Raw genomic sequence first — 20,930 nt, forward strand, 5'->3', positions numbered from 1 at the left:
AGCTCCGAGCGGGGCGGGGTCGACGGCGCCGAGCCGGATGCCGTCGTGCAGGCCGCGGGCGCAGCGGGGGCCGCCGTTGTGGTGCTGGGCGGGGCGCCCGAGGGAATCCCGTTTCTTTGCCGGTAGGTGTCCAGCTGCGCTGCGATGGCCTGCACCTGTTGACGCACGGCCGCGAGGTACCCGTTTCCCTCTTCGCACCGATCGATCGCTTCGGTGAGAGAACCGGCCGCCGCCTCGATCTTGCTCAGCGCAGTCGCGATCGCCTGGCCGAGCTGTTCCACTGCGGATGCCAACGGCGCCCCCTCGGACGGGCGGACAGCGACGAGCGCCGATCATGCCCGTCACCCCCGACACTCCGCCGGTAAGCTTGATGCAGTCCACTTCGGACGGATGGCTCAGATGAGTTGGTTGTGCAGTTCGCCTGCCGCTTCGCGCAGGAGCGTCAGGACCTCGTCGTGCATGGCCTCGGGGGAGATCCGCTCGATGCTGCATCCCACGTGCAGGGCCGCGACGACCCGGCCGTCCCACCGGCGCAGGGGCACGGCGATCGAATGCGCTCCCGGTTCGACGTCGTTCGCGACGTAGCAGTAGCCGTCCCGCTCGATGCCGTCGAGCGACGCCGCCTCGGCTCCGATAGCACCGAGCGCGCTCGCCTGCTCCTGCGGCGGCAGGTGCGCGAGGAGGACCTTGCCCAGCGACGAGATGGCGGCCGGGGTCCGGTAACCGATGCCGCTGCCCACCTGGATCAGCCGGTTCGGCACGGCGCGGGCGATCACGACGGCGTCCGCGCCGTCGAGCACGGCGACGGAACACGCCTCCTGCACCTGCGCGCAGATCCGGTCGCAGACGGGCTGCATGACGGAGCCGGTGACGTTGGAGGTCAGGTATCCGGCGGCCAGCCGCAGGATCTGCGGGCTGAGCTCGTACGCGTGACCGTCGGCGACGAGATACCCGAGGTGCTCGAGGGTCAGCACGGCGCGCCGAACCGTGGCGCGCGAGAGGTCGAGCTTGCGGGCAAGATCGGCCTGCGTCAGCCGCCGGTTCTCACCGTCGAAGGCGGCCAGCACCGCCATGCCCCGCGCCAGCGCTTCGGAGAAGTCCGCGGCGTTAGGAGCGTTGGCGAGCTTCCGCTGCTTCCGGACGGCACTGTCCTTGTCCGCAAGTCGACCCATACCGCAATTCCCGTCAGGCAACGATGATTTCGACCAATCTACGTCTCCGAACTCATGTGCGTCAATCGAACAGTCGCCCCGCGTTGGGCCTTTACCGTTGGAAGAAGCGGCGGTATTGGTGGTTGATCGTTGCTGGTTCTGCCGCCGTGTTCAGGAACATCAGCGAGTCCATCCGGCAGTTGCACGGGTTTCGCTCCGCCGTGTTCTGCGGGAAGCTGCCGCCGATCTTGATTCCTCGCGGGTTCGTCTTCGTCGTACCAGACCCGTCGAGCTGCCACGGGCCGCCCGGGACCGTGTAGAAGCCCGGGAGCGGCTGGCCGTTGCGGTAGAGGGCGATTTCGCCGGTCGTGTAGTCGAACGTCGCCGCCAGGTGCACCCATTCGCCGGGCGGGAGTATCTCGCGCCAGTCCTGCCGGGCGGCGAACGTCTGGGTGCTGCCTCCGTCGATGCGGCGGCCCAGCCCCACCAGCCGCAGTTCACCGTCGACCTGGATCAACTCCAGCAGCGCCCGGACGTCGTGGCCATCGGAGTTGCCGCTGAGGATCCCGGCCAGGCTGACGGCGTTGTACCGGTCGCCCGGGTCCGGTGTGTTCGAGTTGGGGCTGGGGTTCTCGCCGGTCATCTTGAACCAGCCCATCACGGTCGCGCCCTCGGTGCCATTGAACGCGCTGAGCGACGAGACGCCGTTGCCGTCCCAGACACCGGCCTTCCAGTCGTCCTTGCCGGCCACTCCGGGGTTGACCTGCTGAGCTTGGAGGGCGTTGTTGCTGCCGGGGAACGCGCCGTCGGCCACCCGCATGTCCGCACCGCCGCCCAGCAGGCTCAGCAGGGTACGTGACGAGCCGCGGTCGAGCTCGCGGGAATCGTCGGCGGCGAAGGGCCGTTCGAAGTCGTAGTAGGCGACCAGGTTCCGCTTCACCTGCGCGGTGACCTCCGAGCCGGGGGCCATCCGCGTTCCGGCCACCTTCCAGATCTTGCCGTTGGCCTTGGCGAGCAGGTACAGGTTGCGCTGCGAGTCGGTGCCGAAGCGCAGGTCCACCCGACCATCCCCGGCGAAGTCCGTCATCCGCATCTGCTTGCCCGCGGTGTCGAACAGCTGCAACTCGCGCAGGGGCGCGCGCTCCGCGCCGCGCTTCATCCGGTTGACGTCGGTGTAGAACACGCGGCCGTCCACCAGGTCGCCGAAGACGTACTTGCCCTGCAGCAACGGAAATTGCGCTCCCCGGTACACCTGGCCGCCGGAGATCCCGTGGCCGCTGTCGGAGTTGCACGGCCAGCCCTGCGGCGGATCGTGGTCGTAGGCGGCCACCGGGTAGACGTAACCGTACTTCTCGTCGTCCGCCGGCAGCGGGTACAGGTAGCACTGGTTCTCCGGGCGGAAGGTGAAGTCACCCTCGCGCTCGCTCCACCCGAAGTTGTCCCCGGCGCGGACCTCGTACACCGCTTCGATCGCGTGCTGGCCGATGTGGCCGAGGTACATCGCGTGCTGACCCTCGGGGTCCCAGCTGAACCGGTGCGGGTCGCGCATGCCGAGGGCGTAGATCTCGCCCAGCGCGCCGGGCGCGCCGACGAACGGGTTCGACGCCGGAATGCCGTACTGGCCGTTGGGTGCGTCCGTGCCCGCCGGGTCGATCCGCAGGATCTTGCCCGCCGGGGTGCTCATGTCCTGAGGCACGTCGGAGTCCAGACCGATGCCGCCGTCACCGACTCCCAGGTACAGCAGGCCGTAGTCGGGGTCGCCCGGCTTGGCGGTGGGGTTGAAGTCGATCTGCTGGATGGCGTGGAGCTGGGTGGTGAACCCGAACCGGAAGATCTCCCGCTGGGAACCGGTGAACACGTCGGCGGCCGGATCGTCGGCGGTCCACTCGGTCACCACGCTCTGCACGGACGCTTTCGGCTGGTTCGGATAGGTCGGCTCCTCGGAGTCGATGGCCGCCTTGTCCTCGCTGTGCACCGTGTAGAACTTGCCGTTGCGCGCGAAGTCGGGGTGGAAGGCGACGAAACCGAAGCCGCTGCCCATCCCGCGCCCGGAGAAGAAGTGCTCGAAGCGCGCCTTGAAGTCCAGGTACACGTGTTGCTGACCGCCGTCCAGCAGGTACAGCGGGCCGTTGAGGTCGGGCACGAACATCCGGCCGGAGCCGTCGGGCACCTCGCCGATGTAGTTGATCCGGTTGTGCCGGATCAGCCGCGGGTCGGTCGCCGGGGGCGTCGCCTCGGACGCGGGCAGCTGCGCGACTTCCTGGAGCACCAGGCCGAGCCGGGACTGCTGCGGCTCTTCGGGGATCGGATCGGTGATCGGTTCGTCGGCGGGACCGGCCGCCGGTGGTGCTAATAGGGTCGCTGCGGCCACCACTGCGGTGATCGCGGCGCCCCAGGATCTGCGCACGCGCATGGTAAGACTCCATCCCTCGCCGTTGTGGGTTGGTCATGCATCGCAGGCCGCCAGTGGAAAGCGGTGGACTGCAGGAGAAAATCCGGAAACCGCTGTCAGGGGAGCGGGAGTGCCGATGATGGTGAAGTCGCGGACGCGCCCGTAGTTGTCGTTTGTTCTTCGTCTCATATGGACTCCTCCTGGCGGCTAGAGGTGCGGCTAGAGGTGCGGCTCCACGAACTCGACGTACCGGCGGGTCAGGGTGGCGACAATATCGGAGCCGGGGGCGGCCCAGACGTCGGCATTGAAGATCTCGACCTCGACGTCCCCGCGGTACCCGGCAGCGGAAACCGCCCGCGTGAGCGCTGCGAAGTCGATGTGGCCGTCGCCCATCATCCCGCGGCTGAGCAGCGTGTCCGCGGGTAGCGGGGTGATCCAGTCGCAGATCTGGTAGCTGACGATCCGCTGCCCGGCGCGCGCGATCTGCTCCAGCACGCCCGGCTCCCACCACACGTGGAACGTGTCGACCACGACGCCGACCAGGTCCGGCGGGTGTCGCTCGGCGATGTCCAGGGCCTGGGCGAGCGTCGAGATGACCCCGCGGTCGGCGGCGAAGATCGGGTGCATCGGCTCGATGCCCAGCCGCACCCCGCGTTCGCGTGCGTGCGGGACCAGTGCGGCGACGGCATCGGCCACGCGCTGCCGGGCACCGGTGAGATCGCGGTCGCCCACGGGCAGCCCGCCGGGCACGAGCACCAGCGCGTCGCAGCCGAGAGCTGCGGCCTCGTCGAGGGCGGTGACGTTGTCGCCGATCGGATCGCCGGAGGTGAAGAAACCGCCACGGCACAGCGAGGAAACCCGCAGTCCGGCATCGCGGACCATCCGCGCGGCGACCTCCAGCCCGACCTCCGCAACCGGTTCGCGCCAGACCCCGATGGAGCCGAGCCCGGCGGCGACGCAGCCCTCCACCGCTTCGCGCAGCGACCAGTTGGCGGCCGTGCGCTGGTTCAGCGAAAGCCGGACCAACCGCGGGTCGCCGGGCTGCGGAGTCGGCACCCGGGCCGGTGCGCTCATCGGCACGTCGCGCGCGCTCATGCGGCGGCCCCCGCGGCCTCGAGCCACAACCGCATCCGGTGCGCGGCGAACTCCGGATCGACCAGCAGCTGCGCATCGTTGGCCAGCGCGAAGATCCGCGACAGGTGCACGATGCTGCGCGCGGACTGCAATCCGCCGAGCATCGTGAAGCCCGGCTGGTGGCCGTTCAGCCAGGACAGGAAGGCGATCCCGGTCTTGTAGTAGAAGGTCGGTGCGCTGAACACGTGCCGCGACAGCCGGAGCGTCGCAGCCATTTCCGCGTCGTAGGTCGCGAGGTCGCCGTCGTCGAGCGCGGCCAGCGCCGCCGACGCGGCCGGGGCGATCGCGGCGAACGCGCCGAGCAGCGCGTCCGAGTGGTGTTGCGAGTCGCCGCGGATCAGCTCCGGGTAGTTGAAGTCGTCACCGGTGTAGAGCCGCACGCCGGCTGGCAGTGCGGCGCGCAGAGCACGTTCGTGCTCGGCCGACAGCAGGGACACCTTCACGCCGTCGACCTTCGCGGCGTGGTCGCGGACCAGATCGAGGAAGGCCTCGGTGGCGGTGGTCAGGTCTGTCGAGCCCCAGTAGCCGGCCAGGTTCGGGTCGAAGACCTCGCCGAGCCAGTGCAGGATCACCGGCTCGGCGACCTGCCCGAGCACCGCGTCGTACACCCGCCGGTAGTCGTCGGTGCCGCCGGCGATGGCGGCCAGCTGGCGGGAGGCCATCACGATCACCTGCGAACCGGTCGATTCCACGAAGCCGACCTGCTCCTCGTAGGCCGCGACGACCTCGTCGAGGGTGGTGGCCCCGGCCCGGTGGTCGGTGCCCGCCCCGGAGGCGATCCGGGCGCCGAAGGAGCGGGCCTGCTCGGCGCTGCGGCGGACAAGTTCCTGCACCGCGGGCCAGTCCAGGCCCATGTTGCGCTGCGCGGTGTCCATCGCCTCCGCCACCCCGAGCCCGTAGCGGAACAGCTCCCGGCGGAAGGCCAATGTGGACTCCCAGTCCACTGCCGCGGGCGCCCCCGGGGTGTTGTCGCCGAGCGGATCGGCGACCACGTGCGCGGCGGCGAACGCGACCCGCGAGCCGTACGGCCGCGGATGTTCCTTCCACCGCCTGGGTTCGCGCAGCACGACCTCCGCCCAGGTGCCCCGGTCGGTGGGCAGCTCGATCGCACTCATACCGCGCCGCCGGTGGGCAGCTCGATGCGGCGGCCCGCTGCCGACGAGGTGAGCCCGGCGTGGGCGAGCCGGAGGCCGCGCACCCCGGCCGCCAGGTCGTAGGGGTGCGGCCTGCCGTGGTGCACGTCCAGCAGGAAGCGTTCCCACTGCGCGCGGAAACCGTTGCGGAACTCCGCGTTGTCGGGGATCTCGTCCCACTGGCCGCGGAAGTCCTCGGTCGTGGGCAGGTCCGGGTTCCACGACGGCCGCGGGGTGCGCACCCGCGGCTGGATGCGGCAGCCGAACAGACCCGCGACCGCCGATCCGTGCGTGCCGTCGACCTGGAACTCCAGCAGTTCCTTGCGTTCCACCCGCACCGCCCACGACGAGTTGATCTGCGCGATGACCCCGCCGTCGAGCTCGAAGATCGCGTAAGCCGCGTCGTCGGCGGTGGCGTCGTAGCGCTGCCCGTTCTCGTCCCAGCGCTCCGGGATGTGCGTGACGGCCTTCGCGGTGACCGCGCGGACCCGGCCGAAAATGTTCTCCAGCACGTAGTTCCAGTGGCAGAACATGTCCAGCACCACGCCGCCGCCGTCCTCGGCCCGGTAGTTCCAGCTCGGCCGCTGCGCGGGCAGCAGGTCGCCCTCGAAGACCCAGTAGCCGAATTCCCCGCGCACGGAGAGGATCCGGCCGAAGAATCCCGCGTCCACCAGCCGTTTTAGCTTCTGCAAGCCCGGCAGGAAGATCTTGTCGTGCACGACGCCGTTGACGACCCCGGCGTCTTCGGCCGCCGTCACCATTTCGTCGCCTTCGGCCATGGTCTCGGCCACGGGCTTCTCGGTGTAGACGTGCTTACCCGCGGCTACGGCCTTCAGCACCGCCTTGCGGCGCTCGCTGGTGACCTGGGTGTCGAAGTAGATCTCCGCGGCGTCGTCGGCCAGCAGCGCGTCGAGATCGGTGCTCCACTCGGCGATGTCGTGGTCGGTGGCGATGCGGGCCAGCTTCCCGGCGTTGCGGCCGACCAGGACCGGCTCGACCTGGATGCGGCTGCCGTCGGCGAGCGCCACGCCGCCGTCGTCGCGGATCGCGAGGACCGAGCGCAGCAGGTGCTGGCGGTAGCCCATCCGGCCGGTGACGCCGTTCATCAGGATGCGGTAGGTGCGATCGGTCATGGTCGCGGGCTCCCTGTCTTCAACGTCCTCGACGATGTGGTGCTGGAGCGTCGGTTGCCGAGGTAGAGCTCGCCGAGTTGCGGGTCGGCGAGGAGGTCGGCTGCCGGGCCGGAGATGTGCACCCGGCCGAGGTCGAGCACGCAGCCCAGGTCGGCGACGTCCAAAGCGCGGCGGGCGTTCTGCTCCACCAGCAGCACCGCCGTCCCCGCGTCGCGCATCCGCGCCACCTGGGCGAACACGGCCTCGGTCGCCTTGGGGTCCAGGCCCATCGACGGCTCGTCGAGCAGCACGACCTTCGGGCTGACCATCAGGGACCGGGCGAACTCCACCTGCTTCTGCTGGCCGCCGGAAAGCGCCCCGGCCAGCGCGTTCCACCGCTCAGCGACGACCGGGAAGAGGTCCTGGACGAAGGCCACGCGGCCGGCGATCTCGGACCTGTCCCGCAGCGTGTACGCGCCTAGCAGCACGTTCTCCGCGACCGTCATCTCCTTGAACACGCTGTGCCCCTGGAGGACGTGGGACAGTCCGGCTTCGAGCATCTGCTGCGGTCGGCGGCTCGTGACGTCCTTCCCGCACACCAGAATCCGGCCGGATCGCGGCGCGAGCATGCCGCTGGCGACCTTGAGCACCGTGGACTTCCCGGCGCCGTTAGGCCCCACGAGGCAGACCACGCTGGCCGGCGGCACCCGCACCGTCAGCCCGCGCAGCACCAGCGCCGCGCGCCCGTAACCGGCCTCGACGTCGACGAGTTCGAGCAGGTGCTCGCCCGAACCCCGCTGCTCAGATCCCAAGGTAGGCCTCCAGGACTCGCGGGTCGTTGCGGACCTCGTCGGGCGTGCCCGCGGCGATCGGCCGCCCGCGGTCGAAGACGACCACGTGGTCCGACAGGCTCATCACCAGGTCCATGTTGTGCTCCACGATCAGGAAGGTCCGGCCCTCGGCGTTGAGCGCGCGAACCAGCTCCCCGATCCGCTCGATCAGCGCCGGGTTCACCCCGCCCGCCGGCTCGTCGAGCAGCACCGTCTCGGGATCGGCCATCAGCACCCCGGCGAGTTCGAGGAGTTTCTGCTGGCCGTAGGACAGGTCGCGGGCCTGCACGTCGGCCAGGTGCTCGATGCCGACGCGGGTGAGCAGTTCGCGCGCCCGGTCCAGGTCGGCGCGCTGGCGCGCGGCGACCAGCTGGCCGAGCAGGCTCCGGGAGCGGACCGGGACCAGCAGGTTCTCCAGCGCCGTCATCCGCGGGAAGATCCGGCACAGCTGGAAGCTGCGGCCGATGCCCGCGCGGGCGATCCGGTGCGGCGGGCGGCCGGTGATGTCCCGGCCGCGGTAGCTCGCGGTGCCGGAATCGGGCTTGATCATCCCGGTGACGCAGTTGAAGAACGTGGTCTTGCCCGATCCGTTGGGGCCGATCAGCGCGTTGACCTTGCCGTGCTGGAAGGCGACGGTGGCCCCGTCGACGGCGCGCACCCCGCCGAAGGACTTGGTCAGGCCGGTGGTTTCCAGTCCCGTGCTCACAGGCGCGCCTCCTCGACGGTCCCGGCCCGGCGCTGCTCGGCGAGCTCGGCCTGGCTGACTTCCCGGATCGACGCCGTCCGCGGGCGGAACCGGTGCAGCAGGTCGCGCAGCGCCGGGATGATTCCGTCGGGCATGAACAGCACCACCGCGGCGAGCAGCACCCCCAGCGCCACCAGGTGCAGCTGGGTGTCGCCGTACTGGGCCTTGAAGTACTCCACGGCGTAGCCGGTGATCATCGCGCCGAGCACCGGCCCGAACAGGCTCCGCACGCCGCCGAGCAGGCTCATCAGCACCAGGTAGGAACCGGTCAGCACGGAGAACTGGAAGATCGGGTCCAGGAACCCGAACCACAGCGCGTAGAGCCCGCCGCCCAGCGCGGTGAAGAACGCCGAGACGACGAACGCGACGAGCTTGTAGGTGAAGGTCGGCACCCCGAGCGCCTCGGCCTTGTCCTCGTCCTCCCGGATCGCCTTCAGCCCGGAGCCGAACCGGGAGCGGTCGATCGCCCACCAGCACAGCAGGGCGACGGCCAGCAGCGCGGCGTGCAGGTAGAAGAACCGCTCGTGCTGCTCTGGGCGGAGCACGTCCGGACCGAACGGGCGCGGCACGCGCAAACCGTTGGAACCGCCCGTGAAATCCCCCCAGCTCTGGAAGACCAGCAGCGTGATCAGCACCAGCGCGATCGAGACGATGACGAACGATGCACCGCGCACCCGAAGGCTCGCGACGCCGATCGGCACCGCGAGCACCGCGACGACCACGCCGCCGAGGACCAGCGCGAGCCACGGGTTCAGGTCCGCGCGCACGACCAGCAGCGCGGTGGCGTAACCGCCGAGCCCGGAGTACGCCGCGTGGCCCAGCGAGATGTAGCCGGTGAATCCGCCCACGAAGTTCCACGACGTGGCCAGCACGGCGTAGCTCATGATCACCACGCCGACCGACAGGATGAACGGATCCGGTGCCAGCGCGGGGAAAGCGACCACCAGCGCGGCCAGCGCGAGCAGGCCGACGAGCTTCGCGGCGCGGGCGGGATCAGAAACGCTGCGCAAGGCGGCCTCCGAAGAATCCCTGGGGGTGCAGCAGCAAGGTGGCGAACAGCGCGACGTAGAAAACCGTTTGCGCCCAGGTCGTTCCGAGCGGCAGCTGGAGCAGGCTCTGGCCGAGCCCCAGCACCATGGCGGCGATCGCCGCGCCGGGGACGCTGCCCAGTCCGCCCACCACGATGATCGCCATCAGCGGCCCGATCCAGTGCCAGTGCAGCGACGGGTAGATCGTGGAGTCCAGGGCCAGCGCGGTTCCGCCGATCGCCGCGGTGGCCAGGCCCAACCCGAACCCGTAGCCGGCGATCCGGCCGGTGTTGATGCCGACCAGTTGCGCGGCGTCCCGGTGCTGGATCGTGGCACGCAGCGCCTGGCCGAACCGGGTCTTCTTCAGCAGCACGTAGAGCGAGGCCAGTGACACCGCGGCGAGGCCGAACGCGATCAGCTTCACCACCGGGACGCTGGCGCCGAAGAACCGGATGTCCGCGCCGGAGTAGGGCAGCTGGATGCGCCGGTGGGTGCCGCTGAAGACGAGCCCGAGCGCGCCTTCGATCACCAGCGCGATGGCGAACGTCAGCAGCACCGACATCATGGTCAAAGTCGCCGGGCGCAGCCGCGAGATCAGCAACCGCTGCATGAGCACGCCGACCGCGAAGAACAGCGGGACGGTCACCAGCAGCGACAGCAGCGGGTCCAAACCGGTCTGGACGTTGAAGAACCAGGCCAGGTATGCCGCTAGGATCAGGAAGGCGGAGTGCGCCAGCATCACCACGCGCATCACGCCGAAGTACAGCGTCAGGCCCGCGGCCAGCAGGGCGTAGAGCCCGCCGAGCAGCACGCCGAGCACCAGGCTCTGCAGCAGGAGTGATCCGGTCATTTAGAGCCTCTTTCCAGACTCGTTTTGCGTGGTGGTGTGGGTAGCGGAACCTCAGGGGCCTTCTCGCTGTGGGATCCCCGACTCATGAATGGCAATTCACCACGCCGGGGTTGTCCTCGCGAGAAGGCCCCTGAGAACCCGCGGCGGTGCCGGCTGCGAGGGTGGGCTAAGCGGCTGCGCCGCTTTAAAGACAAAGACAAAGACCACTTCCAAACCAGTCTCTTATGCCTCACCACGCCGGCTTGGGGTGGACCAGGTCGGCTTCCTTGGTCTCCGCGGGCAGCACGATGCGGATCCGGCCGCCGACGTACTGCTGGATCAGGTGCGCGCCGCGCGGTTTTCCGGTGGCGTCCCAGCTGAGCTTGCCGACCACCGTGTCCACCTCGTTGTGGTGCAGCCAGTCGATGAGCCTGCGCTGGCAGTCGGGGGCCGGATCGGCGCAACCGACGGCCTGCACGGCGGCGGCCACGACCTGCCCGGTGGTCCACGCGTTGGCCTCGTCCTCGTTGGGCGGGGAGTTGAACATCCAGGTGTAGTGCTCGACGAACTCCTTGTTGGACGGGAAGTTCGCGTCCGGCGTGTAGCCGGTGGGGGAGAGGATTCCCTCGGTCTGCTCGCCGATCGCCTTGGCGAACTCCGGGTTGGTCGGTGCGGTGGAGAAGGCCGCCATCGCGGGCTGGTAGCCGAGTTGGCGCAGCGCCAGGATGAGGTTGACCGCGTCCTGGTACTGCGTTCCGCCGACGACGAGGTCCGCGCGGGAATCGGCGATCTTGGCCGCGATGGAACCGAAATCCGTGGTGTTGGGCGGGTAGACCTCATCGACCACCGTGCGGATTCCGCCCGCTTCGAGCTTGCCCTTCAAGCCGTAGGCCGTGCCCTGCGCGAACGGGTCGTCCATCGCGGCGTAAGCGGCGGTCTTCGGGCGTTGGCCGGCGGGCATCGCCAGGATCGCCGCGGCCAAGTGGTTGTAGTGGTCCTCCGCGACCGCGGGCGCGGCGTAGAAGAGGTTGTCGAAGCCCTGGTTGAACACTTCCCCGGCGGCGCCGGCCGGCTCGACGAACAGGAAGCCGTAGTCCTTGGCGACCTGCGCGGCCGGGATCACCAGGCGCGTGGAGAACGGTCCGAAGACCAGGTCAGCGCCGTCCTGGTTGATCAGCTTCTCGTAGTCGGCCGCGACGCGGTCGGCGTTGGACTGGTCGTCGAGGATGGTCAGTTCGACCTTGCGGCCCAACAACCCGCCGCGGGAGTTGACGTAGTCGGCCCACGCTTCGTAACCGCGGCGGACGCCCTTGCCGGGCTCGGAGAAGTCGCCGGTGAGGGGCAGGGAGATGCCGATCTGGATGCTGTCGTCGTTGCCTCCGGCGCCCGAGCTGAGGCAGCCGGTCAGCGCGAGGCTCGCGCTGGTCACGAGTACACCTAGTCGAAGACGTTGTGAAATTTTCATGGTCCACCCGTCGTTGGGAGGCATCCGCAAGCGTTTTCGTAAGCGCTTACGGCAGAATAGGAACCATCGGGCGACGTGGCAAGGGCCACGGATCATGATGGTGGGCGCGGTCCGTGAGGCGGACCGGAGCGGAAGGGGGCACGGATGCCACAGCAACGCGCGAGGCTCAGGCTCATCGACGTCGCCGAGCGGGCCGGGGTGTCGATCGCGGCGGCGTCGCGGGCGCTGTCCGGGTCCGCGGGCGTCAGCGACGCCATCGCCGAGCGGGTGCGCGAAGTCGCCGCGCAGATGGGCTACGTCGCCAACGTGCACGCCCGCACGCTGGCCGGCGGCGCGAGCACCAGCGTCGGGCTGCTCGTGCACGAGATCGGCGACCCCTACTTCACCGAGATCGCCAGCGGGGTGCTGCGCGTCGGCGCGCAGCAGGGCCTGACCGTGCAGATCTGCCACACCGGGCGCGACCCGGAGAACGAGCTCGTCCAGGTCCGCACGCTGATCGCCAACCGGGTCCGGGCGATCATCATCGCCGGCTCGGGTTTCGTGGACGCGCGGACGCAGGCGGCGGTGAAGCAGGACCTCCAGGCGTTCCAGGAAACCGGCGGCCGCGTCGCGGTGATCGGACGCCACCACTTCGGCACCGACGCGGTGCTGCCGGACAACACCGCGGGCGGCCGGTCCATCACCGAACACGTGCTTTCCCTTGGACACCGGCGGATAGCCTTCGTCGCCGGGCCACGGATCCTGACCACGGTGGCCGATCGACTCGCGGGAGCCGCGCAGGCGCTGGAAGCGGCCGGTCTGCCGATCGAGGACATTCCCGTCATCGAGGAAGCGTTCACGCGCGACGGCGGCACGCAGGCCATGCAGCGCGTCCTCGACGATCATCCCGACGTGACGGCGGTGATCGCGCTCAACGACGACATGGCGATCGGTGTCCTCGCGGCCCTGCGAGCGCGCGGAATGGCTGTGCCGAAAGACATTTCGGTGGCCGGCTTCGACGACGTGGCTGTCGCGGAGCACCTGTCGCCGGCCCTGACGACGGTGCGGTTGCCGATGGCGGAAATGGGGGAGCAGGCGTTGCTCCTCGCGCTGAAGCAACCGTCGGCCCGACCCCGCCGCCGCACCACGACGCACTCCCTGGTGGTGCGCGAGTCCACCGCGCCACCCCCGCCCCGCAAGCGCTGAGCCCTCAAAGCTGTTGACTGTTCCTGCTTCACGGCCGATTGCGCGCGAGAAAGCTCGCCTCGTCTCACATCAGCTCCACAGCATCGCCAGGAGTGCCCCAGTCCCGCGCGTCTTTTATGGTCGCTTGATCAGGTGAAACACCCGGCCCGAAACCCAAGAACCCAAGTCGCGGAAGCGAAAGCGCCGGAAGCCACGACGCAGCACCGACAACCAGGGCACGCCGAAGGCGACATCCAACCACCACCACACCACCAGCGCGAGTGTCGTGAGCGGTTTCGGGCGCTATAGCCCCGAAAATCGCGCACGGGCCACGTCGGAACGCAGCGATCACCACCGTCCACACCCCCTAGGCGAATGGCCGACCGAGACGAATCCCGCATCCGCCAGCGAAAAGCGACTACCGGTCAAACTCGGGTACGGATCAACCCCAAACCGAACCGCCACAAGCCCGGCCCCCGGGATTCCGTCAGCCGGCAACGCAAAAATCACCAGCGTTCCGACCACCGCGCCGATGGCCGCCGTGGCCGCGATTCCCAGCAGCAGCGCGACGAGAACTGGCGCGCCGCCCAGCGCCAGTTTGGTCGTGATCAGGGTGGCCACCGCGGCCGAGGCGTTGGCCAGGTCGATCCTGCCGGTAAGGATGATCAGGATCTGGCCGAGCGCGAGTGGCGATCACCAGCGACTGCTGCACGCCAGCGACAGGTTGTCCGGGTTCAGGAACGTGTCGGGGCACACCGAGAACACCGCGACGGCCACGACGAGGGCCAGCGCGGGCCCGACCGCGGGCGCGCGCAGGAAGAACTCGCGCAAGCTCGGCCGTTCGTCGGCCTCCGGCGTGGGTTCAGGGTCGGCGGTGTCGACCTGGAACGTCACGTACCAACGACCGTCCGCGTCACGGGAGACCACGACCATGGTGGGATTCAGCGCGGCGAACGTGCCGGCATCCCAGGACCACACGAACCGCAGCGGCGTGGCCTGTTTGGCGAGGAAAAGCTGTCCCTCGCGCATCCGGAACGCCGAGCGGGTGTAATGCGCCGACTGGCGCCCGTTGCGGGACTTGAACCGGGGATACCGCGCACCTTCACCAGGTGCACCAGGTGCAGCGATCGCTTCAATGCGTCCCCGAACACCGTAGGCTGTTGCTTCGACGTCCAACGCTCTTCGGCACCGTACAGGTTGCATGTCTGTGTGTCGTCTTTCGCGACGCTGTACTCAAGCTGGATTGGGGTGCACGCGGACGGTTGCCGTACTCGGTTACTCCTCGGCTCGGCACGATGGTTGAACACCTCTTCTCGCTTTACGTGATCGATCGTCCGGACTGGCCGTATCACGTCAATCGACCGTCCGGGGGCCTGCCGGTGCCACGATGCCACCGGAGTCATGTGTGGTCGCGGACCACCACCACGGGGCAGGGGGCGTGGCTGACGCAGTACTGGCTGACCGAGCCGAGCAGGGCGTGGGCGAAGCCGCCCGCTCCCCGGTAGCCGACTACCAGCAGGTCGGCCGATTGCGCCGCTTTCAGCAGAGCCTTGGCCGGGTGGCCGCGAGCCACTTCTCCCCGGATCGCGGCGGCTTCGACGTCGTCGACGGTTTCGCGGATGACGGCCGCGAGCGCCTTTTCCGTTGCGCGGTCGCATTCTTCGGCGGTGGGCATCGGCCAGTCGTAGAGTTCGGGGAGTTCCCAGGACATGACGGCGGTGACGTGGCCGTGGTTCGAGCGCGCTTGGCGGACGGCCCACCGCAGAGCGTTCCGGGACGGCGGTGAGCCATCGACGCCGACGACGATCGAGTAGTCGCGTTGCTCGCTCATGCTGTCCCCGTGCCCGTTCGCGACGACCGTGCGCAGCCCACTCTGCATGGGCCACCCGAGCGCGCGGAAGGGTCGATCGGCCTCGACCCCGGCAGGTGACCATCAGCCCTACCTGGCGCATCGGTGGTGCGGAATCGTCGACACGGGTGGGATGCCCGGGGAGGTCGAGATGCCCTACTGGGATGGCCACGGCATGGGTGCGTGGGGGTTCGTGGTGACGACGGTGAGCATGGTGTTGTTATGGGTGCTGATCATCGCCGCCATCGTCGCGGTGGTCCGTTACCTCGGGCGCACCGGACGCGTTGAGCGCGGGACCGGCCGAGCGGAGGAAATCCTCGCGGAGCGGTTCGCGCGCGGCGACATCGACGAGGAGGAGTACCGCCGCCGGCTGCAGGCTTTGTCGGAGCACGACCGCCGGAGAGCATGATGTGCGGATGCGTCCGCACGGTGGCGTTGGCGGGCAGTCCGGCCAGCACTGCGAAACCGGACGGGCGAGGGCGTCTCCTGGTCGGATCCATGACCACAGTGGACACGCGGCGGCCGCGGCTCGGCGACGGTGCCCCGGCCCTGGACTCGATGACGAAATGCCCTAATCCCGCTTGGGCAGGCGGCCCAATCCTGGAAGGGAGCGAACCTGCCTGGAGTACGTGATGGACGGCAACTCACTGCGAGCCGACGTTCGGTGGCTCGCCCACGCGTTGGGGCGGAATCCGTTGAGGCGCCGGCTGGACCGAGTCGTGGCTTTCGCGATCCTCGTGCTGCTCGGTGCCGCCGTGCTGATGGTCCCGGCGGCGATCGCGGCCGGGAACGCGAACTACGCCGAGGATGCGCGCGAGGCTGCGGTCGCCGCGTCGACCAGGCGACCGGTGGAAGCCGTCGTGACGAGTGCGCCCGTCGCCCACGTGATCAGCGGAGCCGAGCACGAGACCACCAGCTACTCGGCAGACGTTTCGTGGACCGGTACGGACGGCAGGGCGCGTGTGGACGCCGCAGCTGTCCCGGCGAAGACCGTGCTCGGCGGCAAGGTCCGGTTGTGGGTGGACACGGCAGATCGCATCACGGTCGCGCCGCCGAGCGAAGCCCAGCTGCGGGCCTCTGCGGGCGCGGTCGCCTTCGAGATCGTGGTTGCGGGCGAACTGCTGTGCGCCGGGTTGATCTGGTGCGTGCGCGGGATCGCCGACGCATGCGCCGAGCGTGCCTGGAACCGCGAGTGGGCGATCGTAGAACCGAAGTGGCTGGAACACTGAGGGCGTAGCTGGGAGGCCGGTGGGATGCGCGGGGTGTTCGAGGGTGATGGGGATGAGCAAACCTGTCGTTGTCGGGTTCGACTTCTCGGAATCGTCCCGGCGCGCGGTCCGGTGGGCGGCTCGCGAACCCGCCAGCCGATGTGAGGCGCGCGCGACGGTAGGGATGCCGTCGTGCGTGGCGAAGCAGGTGACCAGACCGATCAGGAATCGAGAAGCGCCGACCCCGAGCCGCACCTAGCGTGACTGCCATGGACATCACCATCCACAATGCGTTCCTCCCGCACGACGACCCGGCCGCGTCGCTGGCCTTCTACCGCGACATCCTCGGCTTCGAAGTCCGCAACGACGTCGGGTACAACGGGATGCACTGGATCACGGTCGGCCCTCCCGGCCAGCCCGGCACGTCCATCGTCCTGTACCCGCCGGCGGCCAACCCCGGCATCACCGACGACGAGCGCCGCACCATCGCCGAGATGATGGCCAAGGGCACCTTCGCCATCATCACCCTGGCCACCACCGACCTCGACGGCACCTTCGAGCGGCTGCAGGCCAGCGACGTCGAGGTCGTACAGGAGCCGACCGAGCAGCCCTACGGCGTTCGCGACTGCGCCGTCCGCGACCCTGCGGGCAACCTGATCCGCATCAACCAGCTCAGCTGAGCCCGCAGGAAAGGCTGACAGCTGGGACGAGATAGATCTCAGGCGCATCTTGACGAGGTGCCCTCGGTGCGCCGACGCCTCGTCCCCGCCGCCTACCGGCCGGTGCTGGCCAATCGGGTGTTCCGGCGGCTGGTCCTCGGCTTCGCGGTCTCCTACCTCGGGGACGGGGACGGGGACGGGGACGGGGACGGGGCGCTCGGCGCCGTGGCGTGCGTCCTGCTGCTCGCCAAGCGCAGGAACCGGTGATCGCGTGAGCCCGGCCCTCCGTCCAGCGCCCATCGGTGCCGGGCGGCGCGCGCGACGGCCGGGATGCCGTCGTGCGTGGCGAAACAGGTGACCAGACCGGTCAGGAATTGAGAAGCGTCGATCCCCGAGCCGCGCCTAGCGTGACTGCCGTGGACATCGCGAACGCTCAACGGCGGAATCGCCATCCGGGGTGAACGAGTTGCAGCGCTGCTGCCGTCGATCGCCACCACCAAACGTCCACCAGCAACCGAACGTCCCCACCCCGGCAGGTCGCCGGTGTCCAGGGCCGCCCGTCTTCAGAGGAGTACCAGATGAACTGGAACAAGTGGATTCGGCAGAGCCACCGCTGGCTGGCCATCGCCTTCACGGCGACCGTGATCATCACCACCGTCGCCTTGGCGCAGGAAAAGCCCGTCATCTGGGTGTCCTACGTGCCGCTGCTGCCGCTCGCCTTGCTCCTGTTCACCGGCTTGTACTTGTTCGTGCTGCCGTACACCGCCAAGCGCCGCCGCGAGCGAAGCACCGCTCGCGCGAAATGACCCGGCAACACATGCGAGATCTGCATGGAAGATTCAGCGGGCCTCTTCGCGCGGTTCCGGCGTCAGGACTTTCCCCGCGTGTTGCGGAAGTGCGCGTTGGCCTCGTCGACGTCGACGAGCGGCGCGGGGTAGCCGAGCCGGTCGCGTTCGGCCGGATCCATGCGCCGGGGATCGTGCAGGGCGGCCGTCGGGAGGCTGGCGAGTTCGGGCACGTACCGGCGGATGTAGCCGCCGCTCGGGTCGTACCGCTCGGCCTGGCGCATCGGGTTCAACACCCGGTTGGGCCGGGTGTCGGCCCCGGTGCCAGCGACCCACTGCCAGTTCATGTCGTTGTTGGCGACGTCCCCGTCGACGAGCAGGTCGAAGAAGTGCTGCGCGCCGAGCCGCCAGTCGAGGTAGAGGGTTTTGGTGAGGAAGCTGGCGGTGATCAGCCGTGCTCGGTTGTGCATCCAGCCTTCTCGGCTGAGCTGGCGCATCCCGGCGTCGACGATGGGTATGCCGGTGCGTCCGTCCCGCCACGCCCGGAACGCCACCGGATCGTCGCGCCACCGGTCGCCCCGGGAACGGTAGTCGAGGTGGCTGCACCCCGGCCGCGCGGCCAGCATCTGGTGATGGAAATCCCGCCAGGCGAGCTGGCGGACGAAAGCGCGTTCGGGTTCGCTGCGGCCGGCGCGCGCGACGATTTCCACCGGCGACAGGCAGCCGAAGTGCAGGTAGGGCGACAGCCGTGACGTCGCGTCCCCCGCGAGGTCATCGTGCCCCTCGTCGTAATCGGCAACGCCCTGTTCGAACCACCGCAGCATCCGCTGCCGAGCCGTGGTCTCCCCGCCGCGGGGCAGGTCGGGGGACAGCTCGCCCGGGCAGAGGTCCTCGCGGGCCGGCATCGGCCCGGTCCGCACGCCATCGGGCATCCGCAGCGCCTCCGGTGCCGCAGCGGTGCGCCGCGGCGGCGTTTCCACCCAGCGCCGGAAGTACGGGGTGAACACTGCGAAGTGGTCGTTACCGGCCGGCGTGACGCGGCCCGGCGGGTGTGCGGTGATCACTGCTTCGTGGACGTGCAGCGGGCAGCCGCGGTCGGCCAGGGCGAGCCGCAGCCCGTTGTCCCGGGCCCGGGCGTAGGCGCTGACGTCCGCGGCGACGTGTACCTCCGTCGCACCCACCTCGTCGACCAGCCGGGCGACCTCGACGGACGGGGTGCCGTGCCGGACGGCCAGGCCGCCGCCGGCCTCGCCCAGCGATCTCCGGAGGTCCCGCAGGCAACCCAGCAGGAACGCGATCCGGTTCGGCCGGGTGAAGGGCAGCCGGAGCAACGTTTCGTCGAACACGAAAAGGGGAACCACGCGATCGGCCCGCGCGGCGTGGTGCAGGACGGGGTTGTCGTGCATCCGCAGATCGCGGGTGAAAAGGCAGATCGTCGTGCGCAATTGGCCTCGACCTCGTCTGCTACACCGGAACCTGACCGACGCTACCAGCCAGTCGGCCGGATCGCGGATGGGGCCCGACGGACGCAATTTCCGCAATTTCCATTGAAATCGAAGGTTCGATTTCAATGGAAATTGCGGACTACGTCGAACGGTAGGGTTGGCGGAATGGCGGCTGGTGCATCGAAGTTGTGCCTGGTGACTGGAGCGACCGGTTACGTCGGCGGTCGGCTCGTGCCGCGTCTGCTCGCCGATGGCCACCGAGTGCGCTGCCTGGTCCGTTCGCCGGAGAAGCTCCGCGACGTGCCGTGGCGGGACCAGGTGGAAGTAGCGCGCGGGGACCTGCTCGACGCCGACGCGGTGCGCGCCGCCTGCGACGGTGCCGATGTCCTGTTCTACCTCGTGCATTCCTTGCAGCAGAAGGGCTTCAACGATCTGGACCGGCGTTCGGCGTCCATCGCGGCTCGGGAGGCCGAGCGGGCCGGGATTTCGCGGATCGTGTACTTGGGTGGTGTGCATCCCGCTTCCGGGGAGCTTTCCGGGCACCTCCGCTCGCGTGCCGAGGTCGGGGAGATCCTGCTGGGCAGCGGGGTGCCCACTGCGGTGCTGCAGGCGGCGGTGATCATCGGCTCCGGCTCCGCGAGTTTCGAGATGCTGCGCTACCTCACCGAGCGCCTGCCGGTGATGGTCACGCCGCACTGGGTGCGCAACCGGGTCCAGCCGATCGCCGTGCGGGACGTGCTGCACTACCTGGCCGCCGCCACCGACCTGCCGGCCGACGTCAACCGGAGCTTCGACATCGGCGGCCCGGACGTGCTGACCTATGCGGACATGATGAACACATATGCCGCGGTGGCCGGGTTGCCGCGGCGGCGGATGCTGCCGGTCAAGGTCCTCTCGCCCGAGCTCAGCTCCTACTGGATCAACATTGTCACGCCGGTGCCGCGCAGCATCGGCGCGCCGCTGATCCAATCGCTGATCAACGAGGCGGTCTGCTCCGACCACGACGTCGGAGATCGACTTCCGCCGCCCGAGGGCGGGCTGACCTGCTTCCGGGACGCTGTCGCGATGGCGTTGCGCAAGATTCAGCGCGGCGAGGTGGAGACGCGGTGGGCGGACGCCTCGCCGACCGATGCCCCGTGGGAGGCGCTTCCAACGGACCCACCGTGGTCCGGCGGCACGGTCTACCGGGACGTGCGCGAGGGTGCGTCGAAGTCGTCCCCGGAGGACGTCTGGCGGGTCGTCGAGGGCATCGGCGGTCGCAACGGGTGGTACTCGTTCCCGCTCGCGTGGGCGGTGCGGGGGTGGATCGACCGACTGGCCGGTGGGGTCGGCCTGCGCCGCGGCCGGCGGGATCCGCAACGACTGCGCACCGGAGACGCGCTGGACTGGTGGCGCGTCGAGAAGATGGAGGACGGCCGGTTTCTCCGGCTGCGCGCCGAGATGAAGGTGCCCGGACGGGCGTGGTTGGAGCTGTCCGTCGAACCCGCGTACGGCGGCGCGCGCTACCGGCAGTGCGCGGTCTTCATCCCGAGGGGGCTGCTCGGACACGTGTACTGGTGGGGTGTCGCGCCCTTCCACGGCTTGGTCTTCGGTGGCATGGCGCGCAGAATCCTCGGCGCAGCCTCGCGCGGTGAGCCCGATCGGCGCTGCTGATGATCCGGTTGCCGGGCAGGCCGCCGATTCGGCGGGCCGAAGTCCGCGACATCCCGCACCCTCCACGCATGTACGACGAAGAAGTGTTTGGGCTGCACAACCAGATCGTCCACGAGCTCAGCCTGGCGTGCTGGCTGGTCGGCAACTGCCTGGAGCACGAGGAGTGTTGGTCTTCCCCGCAAGCGCGGGGGCACATCCTGCGGTGCTGCGCAGCGGTGGTGACCTGCGTTGGACACCTCGCGGACCGGGTTTGCGACCAGGATCCGACGGTGGCGGCCGAGGTGCGGCGACTGGCGGCGCTGCTGGAACACCACGGCGAGCAACTCGACCGTCCCAAGTGAGCAGGAC

At 69.4% G+C, this 20,930-nt stretch carries 22 protein-coding genes and 1 pseudogene; 9 read left to right on the top strand and 14 right to left on the bottom strand.

The window, feature by feature from the left end; all coding sequences use genetic code 11:
• Positions 1 to 395 precede the first annotated feature (395 nt).
• From DL519_RS43515 to DL519_RS43560, 10 genes are all read right to left on the bottom strand, one after another.
• Positions 396 to 1,172 (bottom strand): IclR family transcriptional regulator domain-containing protein, encoded by a 777-nt coding sequence (locus tag DL519_RS43515; RefSeq protein ID WP_190823569.1) that lies wholly within the window; start codon positions 1,170 to 1,172, stop codon positions 396 to 398.
• Between the two features lie 91 nt (positions 1,173 to 1,263).
• Positions 1,264 to 3,564 carry a PQQ-dependent sugar dehydrogenase gene (locus DL519_RS43520; RefSeq protein ID WP_190823570.1) on the bottom strand — a complete coding sequence of 767 codons (2,301 nt, stop codon included), beginning with the start codon at positions 3,562 to 3,564 and terminating at the stop codon, positions 1,264 to 1,266.
• A gap of 198 nt (positions 3,565 to 3,762) precedes the next feature.
• Positions 3,763 to 4,638: a sugar phosphate isomerase/epimerase family protein gene (locus DL519_RS43525; RefSeq protein ID WP_190823571.1), complete on the bottom strand. Its 876-nt coding sequence runs from the start codon at positions 4,636 to 4,638 to the stop codon at positions 3,763 to 3,765.
• A complete protein-coding gene (locus tag DL519_RS43530) occupies positions 4,635 to 5,792 on the bottom strand; it encodes a dihydrodipicolinate synthase family protein (protein WP_190823572.1) in 1,158 nt (385 codons plus the stop codon). Before DL519_RS43530 ends, DL519_RS43525 begins: the two co-directional genes overlap by 4 nt.
• Complete coding sequence (locus DL519_RS43535; RefSeq protein ID WP_190823573.1) at positions 5,789 to 6,943, bottom strand: Gfo/Idh/MocA family protein; 1,155 nt, start codon at positions 6,941 to 6,943, stop codon at positions 5,789 to 5,791. The genes DL519_RS43530 and DL519_RS43535 overlap by 4 nt, the downstream gene beginning before the upstream one ends.
• Positions 6,940 to 7,734: an ABC transporter ATP-binding protein gene (locus DL519_RS43540; RefSeq protein WP_190823574.1), complete on the bottom strand. Its 795-nt coding sequence runs from the start codon at positions 7,732 to 7,734 to the stop codon at positions 6,940 to 6,942. Before DL519_RS43540 ends, DL519_RS43535 begins: the two co-directional genes overlap by 4 nt.
• Positions 7,724 to 8,458: an ABC transporter ATP-binding protein gene (locus DL519_RS43545; RefSeq protein ID WP_190823575.1), complete on the bottom strand. Its 735-nt coding sequence runs from the start codon at positions 8,456 to 8,458 to the stop codon at positions 7,724 to 7,726. Before DL519_RS43545 ends, DL519_RS43540 begins: the two co-directional genes overlap by 11 nt.
• Complete coding sequence (locus DL519_RS43550) at positions 8,455 to 9,507, bottom strand: branched-chain amino acid ABC transporter permease (RefSeq protein WP_190823576.1); 1,053 nt, start codon at positions 9,505 to 9,507, stop codon at positions 8,455 to 8,457. The genes DL519_RS43545 and DL519_RS43550 overlap by 4 nt, the downstream gene beginning before the upstream one ends.
• Positions 9,491 to 10,375: a branched-chain amino acid ABC transporter permease gene (locus tag DL519_RS43555; RefSeq protein WP_190823577.1), complete on the bottom strand. Its 885-nt coding sequence runs from the start codon at positions 10,373 to 10,375 to the stop codon at positions 9,491 to 9,493. Before DL519_RS43555 ends, DL519_RS43550 begins: the two co-directional genes overlap by 17 nt.
• A 229-nt stretch (positions 10,376 to 10,604) precedes the next feature.
• Complete coding sequence (locus tag DL519_RS43560; protein WP_190823578.1) at positions 10,605 to 11,783, bottom strand: amino acid ABC transporter substrate-binding protein; 1,179 nt, start codon at positions 11,781 to 11,783, stop codon at positions 10,605 to 10,607.
• Between the two features lie 180 nt (positions 11,784 to 11,963).
• Between DL519_RS43560 and DL519_RS43565 the strand changes: the two genes are divergently transcribed.
• Positions 11,964 to 13,004 carry a LacI family DNA-binding transcriptional regulator gene (locus DL519_RS43565; RefSeq protein ID WP_190823579.1) on the top strand — a complete coding sequence of 347 codons (1,041 nt, stop codon included), beginning with the start codon at positions 11,964 to 11,966 and terminating at the stop codon, positions 13,002 to 13,004.
• 327 nt (positions 13,005 to 13,331) lie between these two features.
• On the opposite strand, the gene DL519_RS43570 is transcribed toward DL519_RS43565, so the two are convergent.
• From DL519_RS43570 to DL519_RS43580, 3 genes are all read right to left on the bottom strand, one after another.
• The gene (locus tag DL519_RS43570; protein ID WP_190823580.1) at positions 13,332 to 13,604 is read right to left on the bottom strand and encodes a hypothetical protein; all 273 of its coding nucleotides are present in this window, start codon (positions 13,602 to 13,604) and stop codon (positions 13,332 to 13,334) included.
• 72 nt (positions 13,605 to 13,676) lie between these two features.
• Complete coding sequence (locus DL519_RS48085; protein WP_223840156.1) at positions 13,677 to 14,012, bottom strand: hypothetical protein; 336 nt, start codon at positions 14,010 to 14,012, stop codon at positions 13,677 to 13,679.
• A 370-nt stretch (positions 14,013 to 14,382) separates the two neighbouring features.
• Entirely contained in the window at positions 14,383 to 14,862 is a 480-nt protein-coding gene (locus tag DL519_RS43580; RefSeq protein WP_223840157.1) for a universal stress protein, read from the bottom strand.
• A 121-nt stretch (positions 14,863 to 14,983) separates the two neighbouring features.
• Here DL519_RS43580 and DL519_RS43585 point away from each other — a divergent pair, with 121 nt between their 5' ends.
• The 6 genes and pseudogenes from DL519_RS43585 to DL519_RS43605 all read left to right on the top strand — a co-directional run bounded on the left by DL519_RS43585 (position 14,984) and on the right by DL519_RS43605 (position 17,505).
• Positions 14,984 to 15,241, top strand: a complete 258-nt coding sequence (locus DL519_RS43585; RefSeq protein WP_190823581.1) for an SHOCT domain-containing protein — start codon at positions 14,984 to 14,986, stop codon at positions 15,239 to 15,241.
• Positions 15,242 to 15,464: 223 nt separating this feature from the next.
• On the top strand, positions 15,465 to 16,061 hold the full coding sequence (locus tag DL519_RS43590; protein ID WP_190823582.1) for an Rv1733c family protein: 597 nt from the start codon (positions 15,465 to 15,467) through the stop codon (positions 16,059 to 16,061).
• 145 nt (positions 16,062 to 16,206) lie between these two features.
• A pseudogene (locus DL519_RS48090) lies at positions 16,207 to 16,299 on the top strand (AraC family transcriptional regulator); the annotation flags it as partial.
• Positions 16,300 to 16,309: 10 nt separating this feature from the next.
• Positions 16,310 to 16,720 carry a VOC family protein gene (locus DL519_RS43595; RefSeq protein WP_168584190.1) on the top strand — a complete coding sequence of 137 codons (411 nt, stop codon included), beginning with the start codon at positions 16,310 to 16,312 and terminating at the stop codon, positions 16,718 to 16,720.
• Between the two features lie 66 nt (positions 16,721 to 16,786).
• Positions 16,787 to 16,966 (top strand): hypothetical protein, encoded by a 180-nt coding sequence (locus tag DL519_RS43600; protein WP_190824660.1) that lies wholly within the window; start codon positions 16,787 to 16,789, stop codon positions 16,964 to 16,966.
• 311 nt (positions 16,967 to 17,277) lie between these two features.
• Positions 17,278 to 17,505: a hypothetical protein gene (locus DL519_RS43605; protein ID WP_190823583.1), complete on the top strand. Its 228-nt coding sequence runs from the start codon at positions 17,278 to 17,280 to the stop codon at positions 17,503 to 17,505.
• A 62-nt stretch (positions 17,506 to 17,567) separates the two neighbouring features.
• Here DL519_RS43605 and DL519_RS43610 read toward each other — a convergent pair whose 3' ends face one another.
• Complete coding sequence (locus DL519_RS43610) at positions 17,568 to 18,929, bottom strand: cryptochrome/photolyase family protein (RefSeq protein ID WP_190823584.1); 1,362 nt, start codon at positions 18,927 to 18,929, stop codon at positions 17,568 to 17,570.
• A 165-nt stretch (positions 18,930 to 19,094) separates the two neighbouring features.
• On the opposite strand from DL519_RS43610, the gene DL519_RS43615 reads away from it, so the two are divergent.
• Together DL519_RS43615 and DL519_RS43620 are read left to right on the top strand one after the other, a co-directional pair.
• Positions 19,095 to 20,582, top strand: coding sequence for an SDR family oxidoreductase (locus DL519_RS43615; RefSeq protein ID WP_190823585.1), 1,488 nt, complete (start codon positions 19,095 to 19,097; stop codon positions 20,580 to 20,582).
• Entirely contained in the window at positions 20,582 to 20,923 is a 342-nt protein-coding gene (locus DL519_RS43620) for a hypothetical protein (RefSeq protein ID WP_190823586.1), read from the top strand. Before DL519_RS43615 ends, DL519_RS43620 begins: the two co-directional genes overlap by 1 nt.
• Positions 20,924 to 20,930 lie beyond the last annotated feature (7 nt).

Source organism: Saccharopolyspora pogona (assembly GCF_014697215.1).
Lineage (GTDB): Bacteria > Actinomycetota > Actinomycetes > Mycobacteriales > Pseudonocardiaceae > Saccharopolyspora > Saccharopolyspora hattusasensis.

Bases quoted from the DNA above. Each gene is read 5' to 3' on its own strand.
- DL519_RS43515 (WP_190823569.1), bottom strand. From the start codon at position 1,172: ATGGGTCGACTTGCGGACAAGGACAGTGCCGTCCGGAAGCAGCGGAAG.
- DL519_RS43520 (WP_190823570.1), bottom strand. From the start codon at position 3,564: ATGCGCGTGCGCAGATCCTGGGGCGCCGCGATCACCGCAGTGGTGGCC.
- DL519_RS43525 (WP_190823571.1), bottom strand. From the start codon at position 4,638: ATGAGCGCGCGCGACGTGCCGATGAGCGCACCGGCCCGGGTGCCGACT.
- DL519_RS43530 (WP_190823572.1), bottom strand. From the start codon at position 5,792: ATGAGTGCGATCGAGCTGCCCACCGACCGGGGCACCTGGGCGGAGGTC.
- DL519_RS43535 (WP_190823573.1), bottom strand. From the start codon at position 6,943: ATGACCGATCGCACCTACCGCATCCTGATGAACGGCGTCACCGGCCGG.
- DL519_RS43555 (WP_190823577.1), bottom strand. From the start codon at position 10,375: ATGACCGGATCACTCCTGCTGCAGAGCCTGGTGCTCGGCGTGCTGCTC.
- DL519_RS43565 (WP_190823579.1), top strand. From the start codon at position 11,964: ATGCCACAGCAACGCGCGAGGCTCAGGCTCATCGACGTCGCCGAGCGG.
- DL519_RS48085 (WP_223840156.1), bottom strand. From the start codon at position 14,012: ATGCGCGAGGGACAGCTTTTCCTCGCCAAACAGGCCACGCCGCTGCGG.
- DL519_RS43580 (WP_223840157.1), bottom strand. From the start codon at position 14,862: ATGCAGAGTGGGCTGCGCACGGTCGTCGCGAACGGGCACGGGGACAGC.
- DL519_RS43585 (WP_190823581.1), top strand. From the start codon at position 14,984: ATGCCCTACTGGGATGGCCACGGCATGGGTGCGTGGGGGTTCGTGGTG.
- DL519_RS43590 (WP_190823582.1), top strand. From the start codon at position 15,465: ATGGACGGCAACTCACTGCGAGCCGACGTTCGGTGGCTCGCCCACGCG.
- DL519_RS43595 (WP_168584190.1), top strand. From the start codon at position 16,310: ATGGACATCACCATCCACAATGCGTTCCTCCCGCACGACGACCCGGCC.
- DL519_RS43605 (WP_190823583.1), top strand. From the start codon at position 17,278: ATGAACTGGAACAAGTGGATTCGGCAGAGCCACCGCTGGCTGGCCATC.
- DL519_RS43615 (WP_190823585.1), top strand. From the start codon at position 19,095: ATGGCGGCTGGTGCATCGAAGTTGTGCCTGGTGACTGGAGCGACCGGT.
- DL519_RS43620 (WP_190823586.1), top strand. From the start codon at position 20,582: ATGATCCGGTTGCCGGGCAGGCCGCCGATTCGGCGGGCCGAAGTCCGC.